The following is a 22125-nucleotide window of genomic DNA, read 5'->3' as shown; positions in this document are numbered from 1 at the left end:
CCATTTTTTTATTGCGTAGACTATCAATAAAGCTACGCGGTGAGCTTAATGGTTTTATCACAATGAATTAATAGACACTGGTTAAATGATGAGAAAAAAGATTGGATAATATTACTTTTAGAACTGCGTCACTGGCAGATATAGCCATTTTGCGAGAGTTTGAACAGAAGGTGGTTCAAGCGGAAAGGCCTTATAATTCGAGTATTAAACCCGAAAACACTATTTATTATGATTTAGAATCATTACTGATAGACCCACTTAGTTGTGTTTTAGTTGGCGAAATACAAAATGACATTATCGCAACAGGTTATGCACAAATCAGACAGTCTAAAATATCTTTGAATCATACTAAACACTGTTATTTAGGCTTTATGTTTGTTGAGTCTGAATACAGAGGCCAAGGCATTAATAAATGTCTGATAGACAAACTTGTTCACTGGAGCAAGGAACAAGGTGTTTTGGATTTTTATCTAGATGTTTATGATGCTAACGATGCAGCAATTCGAGCCTATGAGAAAGTAGGCTTTACAAAAACCTTAGTAGAAATGAAGTTAAACTTGTAGACAGTACCAAAGTTCGTCTCATATTCGAGTGATAATTTCACTTAGGTGGTTATTAATGTGCATGACATGGGCGAGTTCATATTCTGCTTTTGTTAATGCGCCATAAGCAAAGTGGGGCTTTAACGTTCCGACGTAAGATTCAAAATCGGTTAGTGATTTTCTTAGTCTCGATAAAGCCGATAAATAATAGCTAACGTCTTGATTTAATGAAAGCTGAGGTGCTCCTGGTATTGTTTCATGAAGACTATGAGTCATTTTTCCTTTAGCTGAGAATGCCGAAAAAGCGATATGGCCTAAGGTGCTTTTAAATAGTGCTGATTTATGTTCAGGGTAACCTGTCATCGAATATTCAACACTCTGGGCGCAGTGCTCAAATATTTGCCCCAATTTCCATTGTCCTGCTGATGATATGTACTCGGAATTGGATTCACTCTGGGTGACTAAAATCATATGGAGTGTATTTAAGGTGTTAATCGTCTGCTTGATTGTCAGAGGTTGGTTTTCTGGCGAAATAGAAAACCAAGTTATACCCGCTGCACTGAACACTGCACCACCTGCAATTAATGATTTCAAAACCAATCTACGTTGCATCGCTTGTGAGTTACCGTCTTATGTTTAATTTGTAGACTAGTAAATCAGATGTGAACGATTTCAGCAAATAGCTTGCTTTGCTAATTATCTAATCATCGAAATGCTATATAAAAAAACGCTAACAAAATTCAACATTGTTAGCGTTTTTCTTTATGCGTAATAAAAACTAAAGGGGAAATGTTTAGCTATCTTGATACGCCTTACCATAAAAGCTATCGAGCAATATTTGCTTTAACTCTTTGATCAAAGGATAACGTGGGTTGGCACCTGTACATTGATCATCAAATGCATGTTCTGCTAATTCATCGAGTTTTGCTAAAAAGTCTGCTTCATTAACACCTGCTTCTTGAATTGAAGCGGGTATACCGACAACCGATTTTAGTTCATCAATTTTTGCAATTAGTAGTTCAACTTTGTCATTATCAGTTTTAGCTTTTTCCACACCGTCAAGTTTTAGGTGATCTGCAATCGTTGCATAACGACACAGGGCTTTTGGACGATCATATTGGCTGAAAGAGGCTTGTTTAGTTGGCATGTCAGTCGCGTTAAAGCGAATGACATTACTGATTAATAATGCATTTGCAAGACCGTGGGCTAAGTGGAATTCAGCGCCAAGTTTATGAGCAAGAGAGTGGCAAATTCCTAAGAAAGCGTTAGCAAATGCAATACCAGCAATCGTGGCGCCATTGTGAACTTTCTCTCTGGCAACAGGTGCATTCGATCCTTGCTCGTAAGCTGCTGGTAGATACTCAACCAGTAAATCTAGTGCTTGTAGTGCTTGACCATCGCTAAACTCATTTGCCATCACACTAACATAGGCTTCTAATGCGTGAGTAACCGCATCAATTCCACCAAAAGCGGTTAATGATTTTGGCATATCCATTACTAAGTTAGGATCGACAATGGCGATATTGGGTGTTAACTGGTAATCCGCAATAGGGTATTTCATCCCAGATACTTCATCAGTTACAACTGCAAACGGGGTCACTTCAGAGCCTGTTCCTGACGTGGTTGGGATGGCCACCATTTGAGCTTTTACGCCCAGTTTAGGGAATTTATAGATACGCTTACGGATATCCATAAAGCGTAGTGCTAAATCTGCAAAATCAACGTCAGGATGCTCATATAAAACCCAAATGATTTTAGCCGCATCCATTGGTGAACCGCCACCTAGTGCAATTATGACATCAGGTTGAAAACTTTGAGCGACCTTTGCACCTTGTTTAACAATCGCTAAGGTCGGATCCGCTTCTACTTCATAAAATACTTCAGTTTCAAGTCCTTGAGCTTTTAAAATCTTKATGGTTTCGTCGCAATAACCGTTATTGAACAGGAACTTGTCGGTAACGATCAAGGCTCGTTTTTTAGTTTCAAGTTCTTCAAGTGCGATAGGTAAACTGCCACGGCGGAAATAAATTGAAGATGGAAGTTTATGCCACAACATATTTTCAGCCCTTTTCGCGACGGTTTTCTTATTAATTAAATGACTAGGACCCACATTTTCTGAGATAGAGTTGCCGCCCCATGAACCACAACCTAAGGTTAATGATGGTGCGAGTTTAAAGTTATATAAATCACCAATTCCACCTTGAGAGGCTGGAGTATTAATTAAGATACGGGCGGTTTTCATTCTAAAACCAAACGCTTTAACTCGATCGCTTTGACTATCTTGATCGGTATATAGACCTGATGTATGGCCTATACCGCCTAGGGTGACTAATGCTTCAGCTTTATCCATTGCGTCGTTAAAGTCGGCTGCTCGGTACATACCTAGTAATGGCGATAGTTTTTCATGGGCGAATGCTTCTGCATCAGAAATGTCAGAGACTTCGCCAATTAATACCTTGGTCCAGCTTGGGACAGTAATATCTGCCATAGCAGCAATCGTCGCGGCGCTTTGACCAACGATATCTGCGTTTAAGCCGCCATTTTTAAGAATGACACCTTGCATAGCCTTTGTTTCTTTTTTAGATAGCATGTAGCCACCATGGCTAGCAAAACGCTCTTTGACTTGATCGTAAATACTATCAACAACCACAACGGCTTGTTCAGAAGCACACACAACACCGTAATCGAACGTTTTAGACATGAGAATCGAACTCACGGCACGTTTGATGTCAGCTGTTTCGTCAATCACGATAGGGGTGTTACCCGCACCGACACCAATTGCTGGCTTACCAGAAGAATAAGCCGCTTTTACCATACCAGGACCACCAGTTGCTAAAATGAGATTAATTCTCTCATGAGTCATTAACTGATTTGAAAGCGCAACTGAAGGTTCGTCAATCCAACCAATGATATCTTTAGGAGCGCCAGCTTCAATGGCGGCTTCAAGTACAATTCTTGCAGCTGTTGTGGTTGACTCTTTTGCTCGAGGATGGGGTGAAAAAATAATCCCATTTCGCGTTTTAAGGCTAATTAGCGCTTTAAAAATTGCTGTTGAGGTTGGGTTAGTGGTCGGGACTATGCCACAGATAATACCGACAGGTTCTGCAATTGTTATTGTACCGAATGTGACATCTTCATCGATAATGCCGCAGGTTTTGTCATCTTTGTACTTGTTATAGATGTACTCTGATGCAAAGTGATTTTTGATGACTTTATCTTCAAGTAACCCCATACCGGTTTCACTTGCTGCCATTTTGGCCAGTGAAATACGAGCATCAGTTGCAGCGAGTGCAGCAGCTCTAAATATATTATCGACTTGTTCTTGGCTGAAATTAGCAAATTCTTTTTGCGCCTTGGCAACACGATCGACTAATTGGTTAAGTTGTTCAGAATTGGTGACAGTCATAATCACTCCCTTAAAAATAGTTAACTAAATCAGTTTAGTTAACGACTCTTTCAAATTCTTAATTTGTGTCTCTGTTATAAAATTACCCCTTTAGAGGCATTTATGTCGTGATCAAGCCCACAGATTCAAGTTAAGTGTAATTTTATTACATTTTAACGAGAGAGGAATAAAGGTAGCGGTTGCTAATCATATGCTGATTTATTGAACTAAAAATGACAGTCATTGAATAGTGCACTTTAGTGTTAACTTAGCAGGTCAATTGATGAATAATCTCAGTTCATTAGCAGATTGCCACTAGGCTAATTTACTTATGGATTCACAGTTAGGATTATATAGATAACGAGCGATAACGCTAAAAGTTAGCTTAAAGGGATTATAGTTTAATAAGGGGCATACGGCAGTGCTACTTAATAGGTCGACTGCCGTATATGTCGGGTTAGCGCTCTAAACTGATTTCAAAAATACCCGCTGACTTTGGACCGAACAGTTGCTGATGTAATCGTCCAGCAAATTCATCTGTCATTCCCGAAATATAATCGGCAATCACACGCATTTCGTTCAAATTATTATCCTTGGCATGTTGCCAACGCTCTTGAGTATTTAACGGTAATAAACGTTGTGGGTCGGATTCAAATGCTTCGAATAACTCCATAATGATTTGTTGTCCTTTGTATTCGAGCATTTGAATTTCGGGTTTTCGAATAACGAACTTGAATACGAAATTTTTCAGTGTCGTTAAGGCATCAGCAAATGCTGGCTCTAGTTTGGCATTAAAACGCAGCAAGGGTTCATCAAACAGGGGGTCTTCATCAATGACAATCGCAGTGACAAACCCATTAACTAGGGTACCAATGGCATCTTTACGGAGGTGATGTTGATGTGAAAACAACTTCTCTGCGATATGAGTAAACTCATTGCTAAGCCATTCATCCTCACTCAGTGATAAATGAGAAGCAACATCTTGTTGCCATTGTTTTGGTGACACAACACCCATCACGATAGCATCTTCTAAATCATGGACTGCATATGCAATATCATCAGCTAATTCCATAATGGAACAGTCAAAAGATTTATATTGCGTTTTAAGATGAGGGTAAACAGATACGCCAGTGTTTTTGTAACTGACAAACCGGTTTCTGTCTTGGGTAGACAGGGCTGATAATACCCAATCATAGATATCTTTATCATCATCGAATAAGCCTTTGACTGGCGGCCACTCGGATGGTTTAAGTTGACGATGGTTTTTAATTTCTTGCTGTCCTAGATCAATATGAAGCTGATGATAAAGGGCTGGGTATTTTAAAATACCGAGTAATGTTCTGCGGGTTAAGTTCATTCCCCAATACTCAGTGTAAGGCTCAAGACGAGCTAAAATCCGAAATGTTTGCCCGTTTCCTTCAAATCCTCCGTGATTTCGCATCATATAATTTAATGCGACTTCACCACCATGACCAAAAGGCGGGTGGCCAATATCATGTGCTAAACATAATGATTCTATTAAACTCATTGAATCTAATAAATGGCTTATGTGTGGGTATTTACGTTTTAATTGAGCCGCAATACCAGTGCCTATTTGCGATACTTCTAATGAATGGGTTAACCGAGTACGAAAAAAGTCATTCATACCAATACCATGAACCTGGGTTTTAGCTTGTAGTCTTCTAAATGCTGCGGAATGTAATATACGAGCTCTATCTCGTTGAAAAGGGCTGCGATGATCATTGCGTCGGGCTTTATCTTCACCTAATCGTCTTGCATGCCAAGGAGTTTCATTTGATGCGGTATTAAAAGAAATGGTATCTGACATGGCGCTTCCTTTTCGTGCTTGCAATTGGGTCGTTCATTAAACAAAACATTTTTATTGTTGAACTAACTATAGATGGGGATCATCTTGGGTTAGTTTATCGAGTGTTGAAGTGCAGCTATCTAAAAATATATCTATAAAGCATTTTACTTCAGGTAAAGCCTGTTGGATCTCACTTAATTTACGATCTAAGTTATCTTTAACATGGTGAAATTCATCATTGTTAAATCTCAATTCGTTCATAGTTTTAACGTATGCTTGTAATATATCAGCGGCTTTGACTATGGCCTTATACTCAGGATCGACCTCTGATTGCACCAGTAAAGGTTCCATTTCATCTCTAAGATCGTCAGGAAGGGATGCTAAGCATTCCTTTTCAGCTAAATCTTCAAGTTTTTTAAATGCTTTAGTAAATTCAGGGCTGTGGTATTTAGTGTTTGAATTGATATCTTGTAATTTGGTTTCTGATACTTCGTGATACAAGGCTATGGTAGCGGCTTTTTCTGGATTGAGTTGACCACCAAAGCGTTTGTTTTTAATCACGACCAAAAGGTGTGCAATGACAGCGACTTGGTGACAATGTTCAGATACATTTTCTTTTTGAAAGCAATGCATCAATGCCCAGCGTTCTAATAATGGCATACGTGTTATCCATGCCATAAAGGTACTTGGTTTCATGTTCGCCCCTTAGTGAGTAATGACTCGCTGAATTCAAAAAGCCTCAGGCTTAAACGTGATTATAAATAAGCCTTTTTGTTGGTTAACATTACTGCAGTTATTCAGTAACTGCCAGAACATTACCTTGTTTTTATTCATTAATTTAATGATATTTGTCGATATTGTTGAATTTAGGATGTGATAGATTTACTCTGACTTATTGATCTAATCATAGAGTATTGACATGGATGATGCCCACTGCGTTGAGTTAAATAAACGCATGACTAATGAAGATTTGTACCTACTTGAAAACGTTAAATCCCATACCTTTATATGCGATGAATGCGGCGTTGAATTAATCCCATGTTCTTATAAAAAAGCCATTAACTTACGTAAACCTTATTTCAAAACCGGTAAGAATAAAGAACATAAGCCACATTGTTTTGCTAAAGCCGTGTCTAAAATTAGAGAACAAGCCAAGAAGTCTAGGATTACTACTGAAGAAGGCTTTCCATTATCTTATCCTAATTGTTTTAATCTAACTGCAGCAAAATCGGTAAAACATAGTCCTGAAGTGTCAGATGAAAAGGGGACTGACACGTCTCATTCTAAAAGGGCTGCTAAAGCAGATTTGGGAGTTCGTCAGAAAAATAACTATGTGACGAGTTCATTTCAAACAGTAGTTGATCAATATTTTAATTTTCCTTACGACCGAGATAGAAAGCTTAACTTTGAAGGAATAACTGGTGCTGAATATCGAGATGTTTTCCAAAAAATCTTAAACCCTGTGGGTAAACAAAAATTTCGATTTCAAAGCAAAGATGATGAAAATAAAGTGTTCTATTCCACATTATCTTGGGAGAAACCTGCCATTACAGAAAATACCATAACAGTAAAACTTTCGGCTGGCTGGTGGCAAGAAGTGGACGGTAAAAAGCAAAATCTAAAGCCATATTATATCGAAATTAATATTGCTAGTTGGACCCAAACAAGCATTAATCACTTGATCGAACGATTAAAACACATACAACAACTGGTCAAAGGCACTGATAAAAAGGCTGCGATCGTGTTTGTTGGTAGGCAAGACAGAGAAACTGATTTTTATCGCTTTACTTGTAATGAGCCACGTTTAATTAGCCTCAAAGTCTTCTAGCTCAGCATTGTGACAGATTGAAATACAATACGAATTAGGCTCTCTAAGGGGCCCCGTTATTCATTCATCAGCATAAATTGTGTTTTGATCGGGTTATGATCTGATGCTGTCGTTCTATCAGAATTAGCCTCAACCAAAGTAAGCCCACGGTAATATAAATGATCTAATGGCAAGCCAAATACGCGTTTTCTAAAATCAGTTCTATAGTGCGCTTCTTGTAGTCTTATTCCCTGTGTCAGATGCTTTACGATGTTAAGCCTGCCATCACGCCATGTATTAAAATCACCAGCAAGAATAATAGGCCCACGGTGTGAGCTAATTTTGTGGATGACTTGTTTAAATTGAGCTTCGAAACGATTTAATCGAATGTCAAAATTGACTCCATGGAGATTAACTACCATAAGCGTTTCACCGGTTGATAATGGATAAGATGCGACAAGCGTTGATTTTGCAAACCGTATTAAAGGCTCAGTGGTTTGATAAGCACAAGCCTGATTGGCTGGCTGTGATGAAATGTTCATGACACCCATAGGTACATTCAATAACTTAAAGCCTTTAGCCATCACAACGTGATGCTGAATCTCTTCAAGATAAGTGGCAAATGTATGATTAAGTTTGGCTTCTTGTAATAATACGAGATCATTATGATCTGTTAACTGCTTAAGTACGGGTTGCCAATCTTGCTTTTTTTGCTTGTATATATTCCAAACCGCAATACTCAACCGTCCATTTCTATCGAGTGGTGAAGTGGTGTCTTGGGAAAGGCATTGGCTAGAAAAATAGGGTTTTGATTCCGTCATCATGATCTCGGGATTACCGTTAAAATAGCAAATAGCAACGATATAAATCCCTAAAATCGTTACAAACGTAAATAACAGCCAATATTGAATACTTCTTGTCTGCAATTGAGCCTCACAATAGCGAAGTTTAGTCACTAGAATGCAATTTATTAACGAAGATTAATGCCATTTGTGACGATTTATAAAGAATTGAGTACAATCAAACTTTACTATTAATTATTCTACTATTCTCTAGCACCAAGGATAACATTTTTAAAAATGGATCAGTTAACTCAAATCATTGCGGTCCTTGGTGTCTTTTTATATTGGCTGATATTAGGCGCCGTAGCGACCCGTATTGTCATTAAACGTCGCAGTATTGGCGTATCTTTTTCTTGGTTACTGATCATTTATTTTCTGCCTTTTGTCGGTGTATTTGCCTATATGCTTTTTGGCGAATTGCATCTAGGCAAAGCTCGCTCAAGCCGCTCAAAAGCAATGTATGAACCCTATGGGAAGTGGTTTAGTACGCTGTATAGCCATAATTCACACCAACCAGATAAGCAAAGTGATTATGCCGCTTCAATCAGTAAGTTGTGCGACTCACAGCTTAATATTCCTTCACTCACTTCAAATGAATTAGAGTTACAGCACACGCCCGAGCAAATATTACACGCGATAATTAACGATATTAATCACGCTAAAACGACCATCAATATGGAGTTTTATATTTGGCATCCCGGTGGATTAGCGGATGAAGTTGCTAAGGCGTTAATTAGCGCTGCGAATCGAGGTGTAAAAGTTAACTTATTATTAGATGCCGCTGGCAGTAGACAATTCTTTAAGTCTGAATGGCCTAAAGCGATGAAAAAATCTGATATCAACGTAGTTCAAGCGTTAATTGTTAGTCCTATACGGATGTTTTTTAGAAGGATGGACCTGCGACTTCACCGTAAAATAGTGGTTATTGACAACCATATTGGTTATACAGGTTCGATGAATTTAGTTGACCCTAAATACTTCAAACAGGGAGATGGTGTTGGTGAGTGGATCGATATGATGGTTCGGATTACTGGACCAGTTGTTCCTGTTATCAATACCGTTAGTGCTTGGGACTGGGAAGTTGAAACGAACGAACGTTTGTTGCCAGCGTTCCCAGACAAAGCACAATGTACTGACACATCATCTTTAGTACAGGCAATTCCATCTGGCCCAGGTATGCCTGAAGAAGTCATTCATCAAGTTTTACTGCAAAGTTTGTATCAAGCGCAAAAGAAAATTGTTATCACCACACCATATTTTGTACCAAGTGAACAGTTGTTAGATGCGTTAGTTACTGCCTCACTACGTGGGGTTGAAGTGAACATTATTATTCCTAGGCGCAATGACTCGACAATGGTGAAATGGGCCAGCAGTTCGTTCTTTAGTGAGCTGTTAGCTGCTAATGTCAATATATATCAATTTAATGGTGGTTTATTGCATACCAAATCGGTGTTAATTGATGACGAACATTGTTTGATTGGCACTGTTAATATGGATATGCGCAGTTTATGGCTTAACTTCGAATTGACGCTTGCGGTTGATGACATTAAATTTGCCACAAAGCTAAAGGGGTTGTTACAGACTTACATGGATAATTCTGACAGGTTATCGCATGATGAATGGCAGAAGCGTCCGATGTATCGCCGAGTCATTGAGCAAGTGTTTTATCTATTTAGCCCCTTACTATAAGCCTTTATTCAGAGGCATAAAAAAGCCACTGTTTAAGCAGTGGCTAGTTAATCTTCAAGCTTTTGATGTTTATCTTGTTTGAGTACAAGCATCGTTAGCTTTATTTATTGAGAATAATCTTCCAAGAAATTACCAAAGTCTGATAATGCTTTATGCAAATCTTCTTTATGAGGTAGAAAGACAACACGAACATGATCGGGTTCTGGCCAATTAAAAGCGGTACCTTGCACTAATAAGATTTTTTGTGACTTCAACAAATCAAGTACTAGGCGTTCATCATCTCGTAGATTGAATTTCTTCATATCGAGCTTAGGGAAAGCGTAGAGCGCTCCTTTAGGCTTTTTAACACTAACACCAGGAATACTGTTTAATACTTCATAACAGACATCACGCTGCGCCGTTAAGCGACCATTGGGTAGGATTAATTCATTAATACTCTGATATCCACCTAATGCGGTTTGAATTGCATGTTGATTGGGCACATTTGAGCATAAACGCATTGAAGCCAACATGTCTAAACCTTCAATATAGTTTTTGGCCGATTTTAAATTGCCACTGAGTACCATCCAACCGACTCGGAAACCTGCAGCTCGATAAGCCTTAGATAAGCCATTAAACGTAACGGTTAAAATATCATCTGACAGGGACGCTGCATGGGTATGAACAGCTTCGTCATATAAGATTTTGTCATAAATTTCATCGGCGAATAAAATAATGTCATGTTGACGACATAACTCAATGACTTCTAATAACAACGCTTTGCTGTAAACAGCGCCTGTCGGGTTGTTAGGATTAATGATCACAATGCCACGAGTTCTAGAAGTGATTTTGCTTTTAATATCATCTAAGTCAGGAAACCAATCAGATTCTTCGTCACAGCGATAATGAACCGCTTTACCGCCTGCAAGGTTTGCAGCAGCTGTCCAGAGCGGATAATCAGGCGATGGAATAAGGACTTCATCATCGGTATTGAGTAATCCTTGTAACGCCATACAAATTAATTCAGATGCGCCATTTCCAATGTAAACGTCTTCAATATCGATCCCTTGAATACCATGGGCTTGATAGTGCTGAACAATCGCCTTTCGAGCAGAGAATAACCCTTTTGATTCACAATACCCTTGTGCACTAGGCAGGTTCAAAATGACATCACGAACAATTTCTTCAGGTGCTTCAAATCCAAATGGGGCAGGGTTGCCAATGTTTAACTTTAAAATACGATGGCCTTCGTCTTCTAGTCGACGCGCTTCTTTGTGAACAGGGCCTCGAATATCGTAGCAAACGCTATCGAGTTTATTGGATTTGATAATGGGACGCATACTTGCTTAACCTTACTAAATACGACTTAAGTCAGCGAACAATAACGAATTTAATAGGGATATAAAAGCACTATTTAATTTTTGAGAGTATATTTTTAGCGTTTTATTCTAACGAGTAGGTTGTTAAGTGAGATTGTTGAAGTATTATTCTGGTAAGGGTGCGGTTTAAAGTTTTTTTGCTTGTTTGTGAGGGGTAGGGAAGGTAAAGACGCTAGTGAAATAAAGTCTTAATAATTTCAATGTACCCAATAAAAAAGCCAGCAATTGCTGGCCTTTGATTCACTTAATTATCATTGTATTAACAATGATCAATTATGCTGGCGATTATACGCGTTTTTTGAATTCGTTAGTGCGAGTATCGATTTCGATTTTATCGCCGATTTTAACGAATTCAGCAACAGTAACAGTCCCGCCACCAGTGATAGTTGCAGGCTTCATTACTTTACCAGAAGTATCGCCACGAGCAGCAGGCTCAGTGTAAGTGACTTCACGTACGATAGTGACAGGTAATTCAACTGAAATCGCTTTACCTTCGTAGAAAGTAACAGAGCATTGTTCTTCCATACCATCAACGATATATGCAGCAGCGTCACCTAGGTTGTCAGCTTCAACATCGTATTGGTTATATTCTGCATCCATGAATACATACATAGGATCAGCATAGTAAGAATAAGTACAGTCTAAACGCTCTAAGATGATGTCTTCCATCTTATCTTCACCTTTAAAGGTGGTTTCAGTAGTAGAGTCTAAAAGTACGTTTTTAAGCTTCATTTTAACGATAGCAGCGTTACGGCCAGAGCGAGTTGTTTCAGTTTTTTGAACAACCCATGGGCTGCCATCTAACATGATCACGTTTCCAGGACGGAGTTCATGAGCAGTTTTCATTGCATTATTCCTATATGTTTAGGTAGTAATTTTAATTGTGCAGTATCTTAGCTGGTTTTAACGAATTGAACCAGTCGAGACGCAAGATCTGCACCTGTTTTAGCATCAATTGCCCATTGTTTTGCATGCTGCAATAACGGCAATTGCGCTGAAATTAGTTTTTGCCAATGTTTAACGACATCAGCATCTTGCTGATTGAACGCAAAATTGGTTTTAGACCAATTAGTTGCAATGTCATCATCAAGTTTCTGAATGTAGATATTAACAAAAGCCTGCAATTTTACTAGATGATAATCATCTTCTTGCGGGTATATGTGCCAAATAAATGGTTTTGCAGCCCATTGAGCACGTAAAAACGAGTCTTCCCCTCGTACAATATTGAGGTCACAGCTCCATAATAGGCGGTCAAACTGAGTTTGATCTGTCATGGGTAAAACGTGAATAGTTAAATGGTCTACAGTAAATGATTGACCGCTGTTGATAGAGTCGATTGGGATATCTAAAAATGACGCAAGACTCGATAAACTTTTACCTTTGGGTATCAAAGCATGAATAGGAGTAATAACATTACTAGTTTGATCAAATGTACCCTTTGTCCAATGCTTACATAACTGAGTTAATGCAGTGGATTCGTAACTAAATACACTAATTACAGTATCAGATGACTCGATACCTTTAAGATTTAGTTGGCTAAACAAGGCCATTTTATTAGAAACATCTGATTGCCATTGATCCCGTTCATCAAATAATGAAGATTCACATATTAAGCCGCCAGACTCTCGGGTAAAACCTGGGAAATAGAAATGCTTCTTGATGCCACTAGGCTGCATAGATGGAAGGCCATGACAGCCGTTTACCCAATCTTCTGCCGATAAGTATTCAAGATTAATCCACTTTGGCGGTGCGATAGCATGACCGTTTGATTGCTTATACGTTTGATGTTGAGCTTCAATTACTTCAATTACCTGTGAGGGAAGTTCACAGGCAAATGCCTCAATTAATAACTCTCCTGGTGTAAAAGTAATATCTAGTGGCTGGTTCCATTGATAAATATTCACACCATAAAAACATTGAATTGAAGCCAACGGGTCAAGCTTGGGTAAAATATGTGAGAAACTTTTGAGATCATCAACCCATAAGTTAATCGTAATGCCATATTCTGCATGTAACTGTTTTGCTAATCGCCAAGTGACACCGATATCACCGTAGTTATCAACAACAGCACAAAAGACGTCCCAGTGAGGAGCATTATAATTAACTTGTTTATTCACGGCGTTGGCATCACTTTAATTAGCTAGATTATCATGTTGAAATTATGACTTATTCTAATGAGTTTGTTGCGGACTCAAAAAAAGCGGCTTAAGCCGCTTTTTATTAGGAGAATTGTGACGAGATTAGTCTTCCAATTCTGCTAAGCACATTTCTTCGTAAATTTGCTTAACCCATGCATCAACACGTTCTTCAGTTAATTCAGGTTGACGATCTTCGTCAATACCTAAGCCGATGAAATGTTTGTCATCAACTAAGCCTTTAGAAGCTTCAAAGTCATAACCTTCGGTTGGCCAATGGCCAATGATGATACCACCACGTGCAGACACAATATCACCAACCATGCCCATTGCATCCAGGAAGTACTCTGCGTAATCTTCTTGGTCACCACAACCAAAGATAGCAACTAGCTTATCTGTGAAATCAACTTGCTCTAGATCTGGAAAGAAATCATCCCAGTCACATTGTGCTTCACCGTAATACCAAGTCGGGATACCGAATAATAGTAAATCGAATTCAGCGATTTGCTCCTTGGTGCTTTTGGCGATGTCTTTAACATCAACCATTTGCTTACCCAGTTTTTTCTGGATCATTTTGGCTACAGCCTCGGTGTTACCCGTGTCACTACCGAAAAAAAGACCTACAGTTGCCATTGTCTATCCTTTAAATATCTAGTTCGTCTTGCGAATTGTAAAAAACGGTTCAGTTGTCGATTTGTTGTTGCAGGATTAATTCGATTAACTGGCTACGGCTGATGTTACTGGCCAATGCTTGTTCGTTCAAGGCGTCATACAAAACTTGTGACACCTTTAACTCTATTCGTTTTAATCCGTTAGCGCGATCACGTTGGATCTGATTACGCTTATTGATTTTTAGCTGTTGTTCCCGACTTAAGGGATTGCTTCTTGGACGTCCACGACGTTTTTCAGAAGCAAACAGGTCAATCGTTGTTCTGTCTGTTGATTCTTTTGCCATCGTTTTGTTTAACCGACGCCTGAGCCTTCCCAGGTCATCTGAATAATACCTTTTGCTACAAACCCGGCACAGCCAAGGAATAATACTAACCAAACGATATAACGACCAAACTTAGGTACTTTACCTTGTTTGAGCACATCGTGAATCGCCATGCCTATAAAGAAAAAGATTAAAGCAAAAAACAAGTTTAGACCTAAGGTCTCAATTTGATCCATGTATTGATTCAACATGTTTTTTACCATTCGTTTTGCTTTAAGGCTAAAAAGAGGGCAGGAATATATCACATTGATGATACGTGGGCTATATCTGCTTAGTTCAATTGATTAAAATTTACGTAAAGATTTATACCGAATGCTTGTCAATAAACTCAACAACTAAACGATTAAAAATCTCTGGCTTTTGTGCATGTAACCAATGGCCAGTACCGTTTATCGTTTTAGCACTCACCTTTGGAAACTGTTGCATAATAGCGTCTGTATGTTCTGCTGTAACGTATTCAGATTCTCCACCTCTAATGAAAAAACAAGGTTTATTGAAGCTGGTGTTAGGCATATCCCAACCAATGATTTGCGGGTAATTTTCAATGAGACCAGCAAGATTCATTTTCCATTCAAAACCCGTATCTGTGCGTTGTAGATTCTTAAGTAAAAACTGTGCAGTGCCGACATCAATGTCAGCAGCTAAAAGATGTTCTAAAGCCGTTTTACGGGTGGTTTTGCTATCAAGAGGTAAGCTTGTTAATCCAGCAAACACTTTTTGATGCCTTGGTGAGTAACTCACAGGCGCAATATCAGCGACCACCAAACTGGTTACTTTTTCTGGATGAAGAAGCGCCAAAGCCATTGCGACTTTGCCACCCATCGAGTGACCAACAAAGTGGGCTTCTGGTATTGCTAATGTAGACAATAGGTTCACACATTCTTGTGCTAATTGAGGGTAATCCATTTGTTGCCAGTGCTGACTTTGTCCATGGTTTGGCAAGTCAACACGAATAACTTGATAATGAGGCTCTAATGCATTCGCTAGATTCTTTAGGTTGTCTAAATTACCGAATAAGCCGTGGATTAATACCACTGCTGGTCCTTGTCCTGTCGAAACGTAATGCATTCACTTTTCTCTATATGATGATTAATGAGGCGTGATTTTGCCTGTAAACCTAGCTGGATTTCAAGTGAGTTATCAGATTAAAAAAATCTAAAATGTTCATTAATCAATCCACCAGCAAGATTAACTGATGAAATCGACTCATTTTTAAGAGATTAAGTGACATTAGCTCTTTATCGTTTTGCCACACATGGGTAGACTGTGAACATGATTAAGATCGATCAAAATCGATCCTTTAGCCGCCCTTAACTTGTTTATAACTATCATAATGATTAAGAGTATGACGTTTTACAAGGCAATGCATTTGGCGGCATTCGTTTAAGCCAAAAGGAATAAGACTAATATGAAATATATTGAGGTAGATGAAGAGCTCTATCGTTATATTGCTAGCAAAACAGAACGTATTGGCGAAAGTGCATCTGATATTTTACGTCGTTTGTTAGAGTTATCTGTAGAAGCTGTTGAGCACGCAGAGCCGCTTGATATTAGTCACCCAAGTCTAGAAGCTTCAGCAAATACGCAATCTGTTGCCGTTTCATCTGAAGCTACTTCAATAGAAAATGATCAGTCAGCCGTTGAAGCAGAAATAGAAACCAGCTCTGCAGAAGTTAGCACCGTCAGTAACACGGCTGCACTTTCAGGTAATGAGGCAAATATTGCGACACCAAACACACCTGTTGATTTTAGTACCTTGGTTCATGAACATATGCTAGCTCAGCAAAAAGGGGCCGTAGGTCGCTTTATGTACTTGCTTGAATCACTATCAGTTTTAACACCTTCAACATTTGACCAAATCCTTAAAATTCAAGGTCGCGGTCGTTTGTATTTCGCACGTTCAAAAGCTGAATTATTATCAGCAAGTCAATCTGCTAATCCAAAGGAAATTGGTGACAGCGGTTATTGGGTAACAACCAACAATAATACGGCGAAAAAGCGTACGATTTTATCGGAAGTATTATTGCAATTAGGTTGTAATGAATCTCAGGCAAAATCGATAGCAGATAACATTTAATTACGATAGGGAGATTACGGGTGGCGATTCATCAAAGAGCAGGGACTGTGGCTCAACAGTCAGATTTAATCAATTTACCTAAATTAATGAGCCATTATTATCGCATCATCCCGAATGTTGACGATGTTCAGCAAAAGGTGACTTTTGGGACTTCTGGCCATCGTGGTAGCGCATTAAAAGCGAGCTTTAACCAGAACCATATTTGGGCAATCACCCAAGCTGTCGTTGATTACCGTCAACAAGCCGGCATCAAAGGCCCAATGATTGTTGGCTTTGATACTCATGCATTATCTTATGCAGCGTACATGTCAGTACTTGAAGTTCTAACAGCAAATCAAGTCAAAGTCTGCGTTCAAAAGGATGATGGATTTACCCCGACTCCTGTGGTTTCTCAAGCTATCGTTGCAGCTAATCGAAACAGCACCGATTTAACTGATGGTTTAATTATTACTCCTTCTCATAATCCTCCGCAAGATGGCGGGATTAAATATAATCCACCACATGGCGGGCCTGCTGAAGCTGAGATTACTAAACAAATTGAAGCTAAAGCCAATGAATATCTTGCCAAACAACTCTCTGGTGTTAACAAGGTTAATTATGGTGTTGCAGTAGATTCAGGTTGGATTGATCACGTTGATTTTATCGCTCCATATGTCAATGCCTTAAGCAGTGTTATTGACCTTGAAGCTATTGCAAAAGCTAACATTCGTATTGGTGTCGATCCATTAGGCGGATCTGGTATCTATTACTGGTCCCATATTGCACAAGCACATGGGTTAGATATTACCGTCATTAATGACAAAGTTGATCCGTCATTTAGCTTCATGCCATTAGATAAAGATGGCAAAATTCGTATGGATTGTTCTTCTCCTTACGCTATGGCTGGCTTATTAGCACACAGTGAAAACTTTGATGTTTGTGTCGGTAATGATCCTGATTACGACAGACATGGCATTGTTTGTCCCGGTTTTGGCTTAATGAATCCAAATCATTATTTAGCTGTAGCAATCGACTACTTACTAACTTACCGAAAAGATTGGTCTGCTGACTTAGCTATCGGCAAAACGTTGGTTTCGAGTGCAATTATCGACCGAATCTGCCAATCCCATGAGCGTCAATGTCTAGAAGTGCCTGTCGGATTTAAATGGTTTGTTGATGGATTGGCTCAAAGTACGATTGCGTTTGGCGGAGAAGAAAGTGCAGGTGCAGCCTTTTTGAATAAAGATGGTAGCACTTGGTGTACAGATAAAGATGGCTTTATTTTAGCTTTGCTTGCTGCTGAAATCATCGCGGTAACTGGCAAAACGCCAGCACAGCGATACGCTGAGTTAACCGACAAATTCGGTGAAAGTTTTTATACCCGAATCGACAGTCCAATTAGCTTAAAGAAAAAAGCTAAGTTTGAGCAATTATCATCAGATAGTTTTACCGATAAAACCCTAGCAGGCGAAGACATTACCGCTATATTGTCTCACGCTCCAGGTAATAACGCTGCGATTGGCGGTATTAAGGTGACCACCGAAAATGGCTGGTTTGCCGCACGTCCTTCAGGAACTGAAGCACTTTTCAAAATATATGCAGAAAGCTTTGTAAGCGAAACCCATCTGCAAGACATAATCAGTCAAGCTCAGGTGATGATTGATACTGCCTTAAAAGCATAGCTATTTATTAATTAATAAATAGTGACTTCAAAGCCCTCAGTAGAGGGCTTTTTGTTTTGAGGTTGTCATTGCTACTTAGATTTCTTGTAGAAAATAAAAGCAACGATAGCGACTAATACTATCGCTGGCACCACTTCATACATGTGATGGAAAAGGCCAACACCGCCATGACCTTCATGTGCCATAGCGAGTGACGGTGTGATAGCCATGAGTACCGCTGCGATTTTAGTTTTCATAGTCGTGTCCTTTATCATTAAGTTGGTTATGTTAAACAATCAATTTTGAACAGTGTTAACTCTTTCAAATCGAATTCATTTCAAGTTGCATGAGCATCATATCTTCGCCATCAATGACTTGTGTCTCATAGCTTAAACAGTGTGGGCAAACAATATTTCGCTGAGTTAATTCAGTTTGTTGATTACATTGCCGACACTTGATAACTAATGCCTGTTGTTGCAGATTTAATTCAGCATCATTACAAATAGTGCCCAGCTTAAAGGTATCGAAAGCCGTTTGAAGTAACTGTGGTTCAACGCCACTCAATACACCGACTTTTATATCGACCCTTATGATGTCAGTTGCATTATTATCTTTAGCGAGCTGAGTAATTTGTTCCATTAGAGACATCACAATCGAGTATTCGTGCATTAGCAAATCCTTGGTAGTAATTCACCCTGAGGGATATCTAAATATCGGCTACTACCCCAAGGTGTATTGAGCACGACTTTACCTGGATTCTTATCTGTTACATTGCCAATAATGGCTGCTTGATCGCAATGACAATACTGAGCCATGACTTCTAGTGCTTTATCTGCTGCACTGCGTGGCAGGGCAATAATAAACGTGCCTTCATTGGCCAAATCAAAGGGTTCAAATCCATACAGTTCACACAGCCCTTGTACTTCCGAAGAGACTGGAATGGCGGTTTCATTGATATTGATACCAACATTAGATGCTTGCGCCCATTCATTAAGCACAGCTGAAAGGCCACCTCGAGTAGCATCACGCATCGCATGAATGTCTACATTTGATGCAATAAGTTGCTCAACTATCGGCCACAATGTCGCACAGTCGCTTGTGAGTGCCGATTCCAACGTTAAACTGTCTCTTGCCATTAGAATTGCAGCGCCATGTCTTCCTATATCGCGAGAAACGATTATCACATCGTCTTGTTGTAAGTTTTTCACGGAAATATCAGGTTTAACAATTTGGCCAATGCCTGAGGTATTGATAAAAATACCATCAGCACACCCTTTAGGCACAACTTTAGTGTCACCGCACACGATATGTGCACCGCAGTGCTGCATCTCGTCAGCCATACTCGTCACTATTGTTTGCAGATCTGTTATTGCAAAGCCTTCTTCAATGATAAAGCTGCAACTTAAGTATTCTGGTATGGCACCCATCATGGCTAAGTCGTTAACAGTACCGGCAATTGCGAGTTTGCCAATATTTCCACCCGCAAAAAATAACGGGTCTACAGTAAAAGAGTCTGTTGTAAAAGCTGTCGTACCACATAGCTGCAGTTGTGCGGCATCTTCTTCAGCGGCCAAAATTGGATTGGCAAAAGCTTTAAAAAACATGTCATGGATCAAAACATTCATTTCTTTACCGCCACCGCCGTGACTCAGTTGGATCCGATCGTTTTTACGTATTGGCATGTGCGACTCCTGCGTAGCGATAATAAGCGTTACACGCTCCTTCTGAGCTGACCATACAGCTACCTAATGGGTTGTCTGGCGTGCAGCCTTTACCAAACACTTTACAATCTGGCGGATTAGATAATCCCCGCAGTATGTCACCGCACTGGCAGGCTTTATGGTCATCAATTTCTTCACGGGGTAATTGTGATTGAAAAATGACTTCAGCATCTCGGTGAGCATATTCATGTTTTAAAGTAAGCRCTGAATTGGGTATAGGTCCTAGGCCACGCCAACGAAAAGACGTTTTAGTTGTCAGATATTGATGGATGAGTGCTTGTGCTGCGACATTGCCATCTTCAGTTACTGCGCGGCTATATTGAATTTGTAATTCTGATTTTTGCTGGGCCTTTTGTTTAACAATATTAAGAATCGACTCCATAACATCGACAGGTTCGAAGCCTGAAACCACGACTGGGGTTTGATATTGGTCTACAGCTGGACGATATATTTTAGCTCCGCTTATAACACTCACATGCGCGGGTCCAATAAAGGCATTTACTTGGGTTCTTTTATCAGCCATAACAGCATCAATGGCTGGTGGAACAAGTACATGGTTTATATGAAATAATAAGTTATTGATTTGCTGCTTTTCAGCTTGATCAATCAGTACCGCAGTCATGGGTGTAGAGGTTTCAAAGCCAATTGCAAAAAATATCACCTGTTTATCAGGGTGCTGTTTTGCAATATTCAAGGCATCCATTGGATCATATAAAGGCCTAATATCTGCACCTTGTGAGCGAATTTTGGCTAAACTGCCTTTTGAACCGGGCACTCTGATCATGTCGCCTAATGTGAGTAAAATGACATTAGGCTGCATTGCTAACGTGGCGGCATGGTCAATGCGTTCTTTTGGCATGATACATACAGGGCAGCCAGGCCCATGAATAAATTTGATATTAGATGGTAGTAGTTGATTTAAACCGTATTTCATAATGGTGTGTGTATGCCCACCACACACTTCCATTATGTTAATATCTTGATTAACCGTCTTAGCATAAGATTTAACAGCATTAGCAAGTGCTCTAATGGTTTTCGGATCGCGAAATTCTTTATACAAGTTGGATAATTCCATTATGCTTATTCCTCTTGCTCAAGTTTTTCAACGATTTCTCTGTATAACGCTAAGCTCAGTTTTGCATCTTCCTCATCAATTTTATTCATTACAAATCCGATGTGTATTAACACAAAATCACCGATTAATAGAGGCTCAGACATTAGATGAGAACTAACACGTCGTTTTACACCTAAGGTATCGACAGTTACTGTGGCGTCAGCATGCACTTGCGTTACTTGAGAAGGCACAGACAAGCACATAATGTTATTCCTCTAATTGCTTATTAAGCCAATTTGCTACGGCAGTGATAGATTGTGGGTCCTTAATAGATATTGGCATGAGGGTGACGTCTGGATTGAGCTTTTGAAGTTGTTTACGGCACTCTAGTAATGAAAAATCAAAGTGTTCTGCTAAATCCATTTTGGTGATTAATACCAGATCTGCACGTCTAAACATGACAGGGTATTTTTCAATTTTATCGTCACCTTCGGGTACTGACAGTAAAATGATATTTCGATGGGTACCCACATCATAGCTAGCAGGGCAGACCAGATTACCAACGTTTTCAATAAAACAGATATCAATAGGCGCAAGATCGATATGATGTAATGCTTGATGAACCATAAATGCGTCTAAGTGGCAAGCTGAACCCGTTTGTACTTGGTATGCTTCTATGCCTTTAGCAATAAGACGATCCGCATCGCGTGAGGTTTCTAAATCGCCTTCAATGACAGCGTACTTTTTAGCTAAATATTCGTGTAAGTGTTCGAGTAATGTTGTTTTGCCACTACCAGGGCTACTCATTAAATTAAAAGCACGAACCTGATTAGCCTCAAAATGCTCACGATTATGCTGAGCTTCATGATCATTTTTGTCGAGTATTTTATGAATAACCGACAAGGTTTTCGTGTCATTCAGCTGTGGGTTACTATGAAGATGATTATGATCTGTCAGTGAGCATCCGCAATCTTGGCACATATTATTTACTCCTTTAAAACGCCCTGAATCTAGTACAAACCAGTATCAATAAGCGTTGGTAATACTTCTTTGATTCATATCAGCTATTTATCT

23 protein-coding genes are annotated in these 22125 nt (G+C 39.4%); 5 read left to right on the top strand and 18 right to left on the bottom strand.

What is annotated here, in order from left to right; translation table 11 throughout:
* The first annotated feature begins 101 nt into the window (after window positions 1-101).
* Window positions 102-563: a GNAT family N-acetyltransferase gene (locus A9267_RS02630; RefSeq protein WP_065108137.1), complete on the top strand. Its 462-nt coding sequence runs from the start codon at window positions 102-104 to the stop codon at window positions 561-563.
* Between the two features lie 18 nt (window positions 564-581).
* Here the strand turns inward: A9267_RS02630 and A9267_RS02625 are convergent, their stop codons facing one another.
* The 4 genes from A9267_RS02625 to yfbR all read right to left on the bottom strand — a co-directional run bounded on the left by A9267_RS02625 (window position 582) and on the right by yfbR (window position 6430).
* Window positions 582-1154, bottom strand: coding sequence for a DUF1569 domain-containing protein (locus tag A9267_RS02625; protein WP_065108136.1), 573 nt, complete (start codon window positions 1152-1154; stop codon window positions 582-584).
* Between the two features lie 181 nt (window positions 1155-1335).
* Window positions 1336-3948 (bottom strand): bifunctional acetaldehyde-CoA/alcohol dehydrogenase, encoded by a 2613-nt coding sequence (gene adhE, locus A9267_RS02620; RefSeq protein WP_065108135.1) that lies wholly within the window; start codon window positions 3946-3948, stop codon window positions 1336-1338.
* 436 nt (window positions 3949-4384) lie between these two features.
* The gene (locus A9267_RS02615) at window positions 4385-5755 is read right to left on the bottom strand and encodes an anti-phage deoxyguanosine triphosphatase (protein ID WP_065108134.1); all 1371 of its coding nucleotides are present in this window, start codon (window positions 5753-5755) and stop codon (window positions 4385-4387) included.
* Window positions 5756-5821: 66 nt separating this feature from the next.
* Window positions 5822-6430: a 5'-deoxynucleotidase gene (gene yfbR / locus A9267_RS02610; RefSeq protein ID WP_055023994.1), complete on the bottom strand. Its 609-nt coding sequence runs from the start codon at window positions 6428-6430 to the stop codon at window positions 5822-5824.
* A gap of 223 nt (window positions 6431-6653) precedes the next feature.
* Between yfbR and A9267_RS02605 the strand changes: the two genes are divergently transcribed.
* Window positions 6654-7562 (top strand): hypothetical protein, encoded by a 909-nt coding sequence (locus A9267_RS02605; protein ID WP_065108133.1) that lies wholly within the window; start codon window positions 6654-6656, stop codon window positions 7560-7562.
* Between the two features lie 56 nt (window positions 7563-7618).
* On the opposite strand, the gene A9267_RS02600 is transcribed toward A9267_RS02605, so the two are convergent.
* Entirely contained in the window at window positions 7619-8467 is an 849-nt protein-coding gene (locus A9267_RS02600) for an endonuclease/exonuclease/phosphatase family protein (protein WP_055024061.1), read from the bottom strand.
* A 153-nt stretch (window positions 8468-8620) separates the two neighbouring features.
* Between A9267_RS02600 and cls the strand changes: the two genes are divergently transcribed.
* Window positions 8621-10072, top strand: coding sequence for a cardiolipin synthase (gene cls / locus A9267_RS02595; RefSeq protein ID WP_055023992.1), 1452 nt, complete (start codon window positions 8621-8623; stop codon window positions 10070-10072).
* Window positions 10073-10176: 104 nt separating this feature from the next.
* Here cls and A9267_RS02590 read toward each other — a convergent pair whose 3' ends face one another.
* The 7 genes from A9267_RS02590 to A9267_RS02560 all read right to left on the bottom strand — a co-directional run bounded on the left by A9267_RS02590 (window position 10177) and on the right by A9267_RS02560 (window position 15627).
* Window positions 10177-11391, bottom strand: coding sequence for a pyridoxal phosphate-dependent aminotransferase (locus tag A9267_RS02590; RefSeq protein ID WP_065108132.1), 1215 nt, complete (start codon window positions 11389-11391; stop codon window positions 10177-10179).
* A gap of 324 nt (window positions 11392-11715) precedes the next feature.
* Window positions 11716-12276 (bottom strand): elongation factor P, encoded by a 561-nt coding sequence (gene efp, locus A9267_RS02585; RefSeq protein WP_055023990.1) that lies wholly within the window; start codon window positions 12274-12276, stop codon window positions 11716-11718.
* A gap of 47 nt (window positions 12277-12323) precedes the next feature.
* Complete coding sequence (gene earP, locus A9267_RS02580; RefSeq protein WP_065108131.1) at window positions 12324-13547, bottom strand: elongation factor P maturation arginine rhamnosyltransferase EarP; 1224 nt, start codon at window positions 13545-13547, stop codon at window positions 12324-12326.
* A 123-nt stretch (window positions 13548-13670) separates the two neighbouring features.
* The gene (fldA, locus tag A9267_RS02575; RefSeq protein WP_065108130.1) at window positions 13671-14198 is read right to left on the bottom strand and encodes a flavodoxin FldA; all 528 of its coding nucleotides are present in this window, start codon (window positions 14196-14198) and stop codon (window positions 13671-13673) included.
* Between the two features lie 49 nt (window positions 14199-14247).
* Window positions 14248-14520 carry a LexA regulated protein gene (ybfE, locus tag A9267_RS02570; protein ID WP_055023987.1) on the bottom strand — a complete coding sequence of 91 codons (273 nt, stop codon included), beginning with the start codon at window positions 14518-14520 and terminating at the stop codon, window positions 14248-14250.
* An 8-nt stretch (window positions 14521-14528) separates the two neighbouring features.
* Window positions 14529-14750 (bottom strand): DUF2788 domain-containing protein, encoded by a 222-nt coding sequence (locus A9267_RS02565; protein WP_055023986.1) that lies wholly within the window; start codon window positions 14748-14750, stop codon window positions 14529-14531.
* A 112-nt stretch (window positions 14751-14862) separates the two neighbouring features.
* Window positions 14863-15627 (bottom strand): alpha/beta fold hydrolase, encoded by a 765-nt coding sequence (locus A9267_RS02560; protein WP_065108129.1) that lies wholly within the window; start codon window positions 15625-15627, stop codon window positions 14863-14865.
* 340 nt (window positions 15628-15967) lie between these two features.
* On the opposite strand from A9267_RS02560, the gene seqA reads away from it, so the two are divergent.
* Window positions 15968-16636: a replication initiation negative regulator SeqA gene (gene seqA, locus A9267_RS02555; RefSeq protein ID WP_065108128.1), complete on the top strand. Its 669-nt coding sequence runs from the start codon at window positions 15968-15970 to the stop codon at window positions 16634-16636.
* A gap of 20 nt (window positions 16637-16656) precedes the next feature.
* Complete coding sequence (gene pgm, locus A9267_RS02550) at window positions 16657-18297, top strand: phosphoglucomutase (alpha-D-glucose-1,6-bisphosphate-dependent) (protein ID WP_065108127.1); 1641 nt, start codon at window positions 16657-16659, stop codon at window positions 18295-18297.
* Window positions 18298-18368: 71 nt separating this feature from the next.
* Here the strand turns inward: pgm and A9267_RS21880 are convergent, their stop codons facing one another.
* The 6 genes from A9267_RS21880 to hypB form a co-directional block, all read right to left on the bottom strand.
* On the bottom strand, window positions 18369-18533 hold the full coding sequence (locus A9267_RS21880; RefSeq protein ID WP_167692912.1) for a hypothetical protein: 165 nt from the start codon (window positions 18531-18533) through the stop codon (window positions 18369-18371).
* Between the two features lie 64 nt (window positions 18534-18597).
* The gene (gene hypA, locus A9267_RS02545) at window positions 18598-18945 is read right to left on the bottom strand and encodes a hydrogenase maturation nickel metallochaperone HypA (protein WP_055023982.1); all 348 of its coding nucleotides are present in this window, start codon (window positions 18943-18945) and stop codon (window positions 18598-18600) included.
* Window positions 18945-19958 (bottom strand): hydrogenase expression/formation protein HypE, encoded by a 1014-nt coding sequence (gene hypE, locus A9267_RS02540; RefSeq protein WP_065108126.1) that lies wholly within the window; start codon window positions 19956-19958, stop codon window positions 18945-18947. Before hypE ends, hypA begins: the two co-directional genes overlap by 1 nt.
* Complete coding sequence (gene hypD / locus A9267_RS02535; RefSeq protein WP_065108125.1) at window positions 19945-21075, bottom strand: hydrogenase formation protein HypD; 1131 nt, start codon at window positions 21073-21075, stop codon at window positions 19945-19947. Before hypD ends, hypE begins: the two co-directional genes overlap by 14 nt.
* 2 nt (window positions 21076-21077) lie before the next feature.
* Entirely contained in the window at window positions 21078-21314 is a 237-nt protein-coding gene (locus tag A9267_RS02530) for a HypC/HybG/HupF family hydrogenase formation chaperone (protein ID WP_065108124.1), read from the bottom strand.
* Between the two features lie 4 nt (window positions 21315-21318).
* Entirely contained in the window at window positions 21319-22032 is a 714-nt protein-coding gene (gene hypB, locus A9267_RS02525) for a hydrogenase nickel incorporation protein HypB (protein ID WP_065108123.1), read from the bottom strand.
* Window positions 22033-22125: the final 93 nt, after the last annotated feature.

Origin of the sequence: Shewanella sp. UCD-FRSSP16_17 (assembly GCF_001675935.1) — a bacterium.
GTDB classification, from domain to species: Bacteria; Pseudomonadota; Gammaproteobacteria; order Enterobacterales; family Shewanellaceae; genus Shewanella; species Shewanella japonica.
This window is presented reverse-complemented; position numbering and strand designations above follow the sequence as displayed.

Excerpts from the sequence above, each read along its gene's own strand:
- seqA (WP_065108128.1), top strand. The coding sequence starts at position 15,968 with ATGAAATATATTGAGGTAGATGAAGAGCTCTATCGTTATATTGCTAGC.
- ybfE (WP_055023987.1), bottom strand. The coding sequence starts at position 14,520 with ATGGCAAAAGAATCAACAGACAGAACAACGATTGACCTGTTTGCTTCT.
- efp (WP_055023990.1), bottom strand. The coding sequence starts at position 12,276 with ATGAAAACTGCTCATGAACTCCGTCCTGGAAACGTGATCATGTTAGAT.
- A9267_RS02625 (WP_065108136.1), bottom strand. The coding sequence starts at position 1,154 with ATGCAACGTAGATTGGTTTTGAAATCATTAATTGCAGGTGGTGCAGTG.
- A9267_RS02590 (WP_065108132.1), bottom strand. The coding sequence starts at position 11,391 with ATGCGTCCCATTATCAAATCCAATAAACTCGATAGCGTTTGCTACGAT.
- A9267_RS21880 (WP_167692912.1), bottom strand. The coding sequence starts at position 18,533 with ATGAAAACTAAAATCGCAGCGGTACTCATGGCTATCACACCGTCACTC.
- yfbR (WP_055023994.1), bottom strand. The coding sequence starts at position 6,430 with ATGAAACCAAGTACCTTTATGGCATGGATAACACGTATGCCATTATTA.
- fldA (WP_065108130.1), bottom strand. The coding sequence starts at position 14,198 with ATGGCAACTGTAGGTCTTTTTTTCGGTAGTGACACGGGTAACACCGAG.
- A9267_RS02560 (WP_065108129.1), bottom strand. The coding sequence starts at position 15,627 with ATGCATTACGTTTCGACAGGACAAGGACCAGCAGTGGTATTAATCCAC.
- hypB (WP_065108123.1), bottom strand. The coding sequence starts at position 22,032 with ATGTGCCAAGATTGCGGATGCTCACTGACAGATCATAATCATCTTCAT.
- hypE (WP_065108126.1), bottom strand. The coding sequence starts at position 19,958 with ATGCCAATACGTAAAAACGATCGGATCCAACTGAGTCACGGCGGTGGC.
- cls (WP_055023992.1), top strand. The coding sequence starts at position 8,621 with ATGGATCAGTTAACTCAAATCATTGCGGTCCTTGGTGTCTTTTTATAT.
- hypA (WP_055023982.1), bottom strand. The coding sequence starts at position 18,945 with ATGCACGAATACTCGATTGTGATGTCTCTAATGGAACAAATTACTCAG.
- A9267_RS02530 (WP_065108124.1), bottom strand. The coding sequence starts at position 21,314 with ATGTGCTTGTCTGTGCCTTCTCAAGTAACGCAAGTGCATGCTGACGCC.
- A9267_RS02615 (WP_065108134.1), bottom strand. The coding sequence starts at position 5,755 with ATGTCAGATACCATTTCTTTTAATACCGCATCAAATGAAACTCCTTGG.
- A9267_RS02565 (WP_055023986.1), bottom strand. The coding sequence starts at position 14,750 with ATGTTGAATCAATACATGGATCAAATTGAGACCTTAGGTCTAAACTTG.
- A9267_RS02605 (WP_065108133.1), top strand. The coding sequence starts at position 6,654 with ATGGATGATGCCCACTGCGTTGAGTTAAATAAACGCATGACTAATGAA.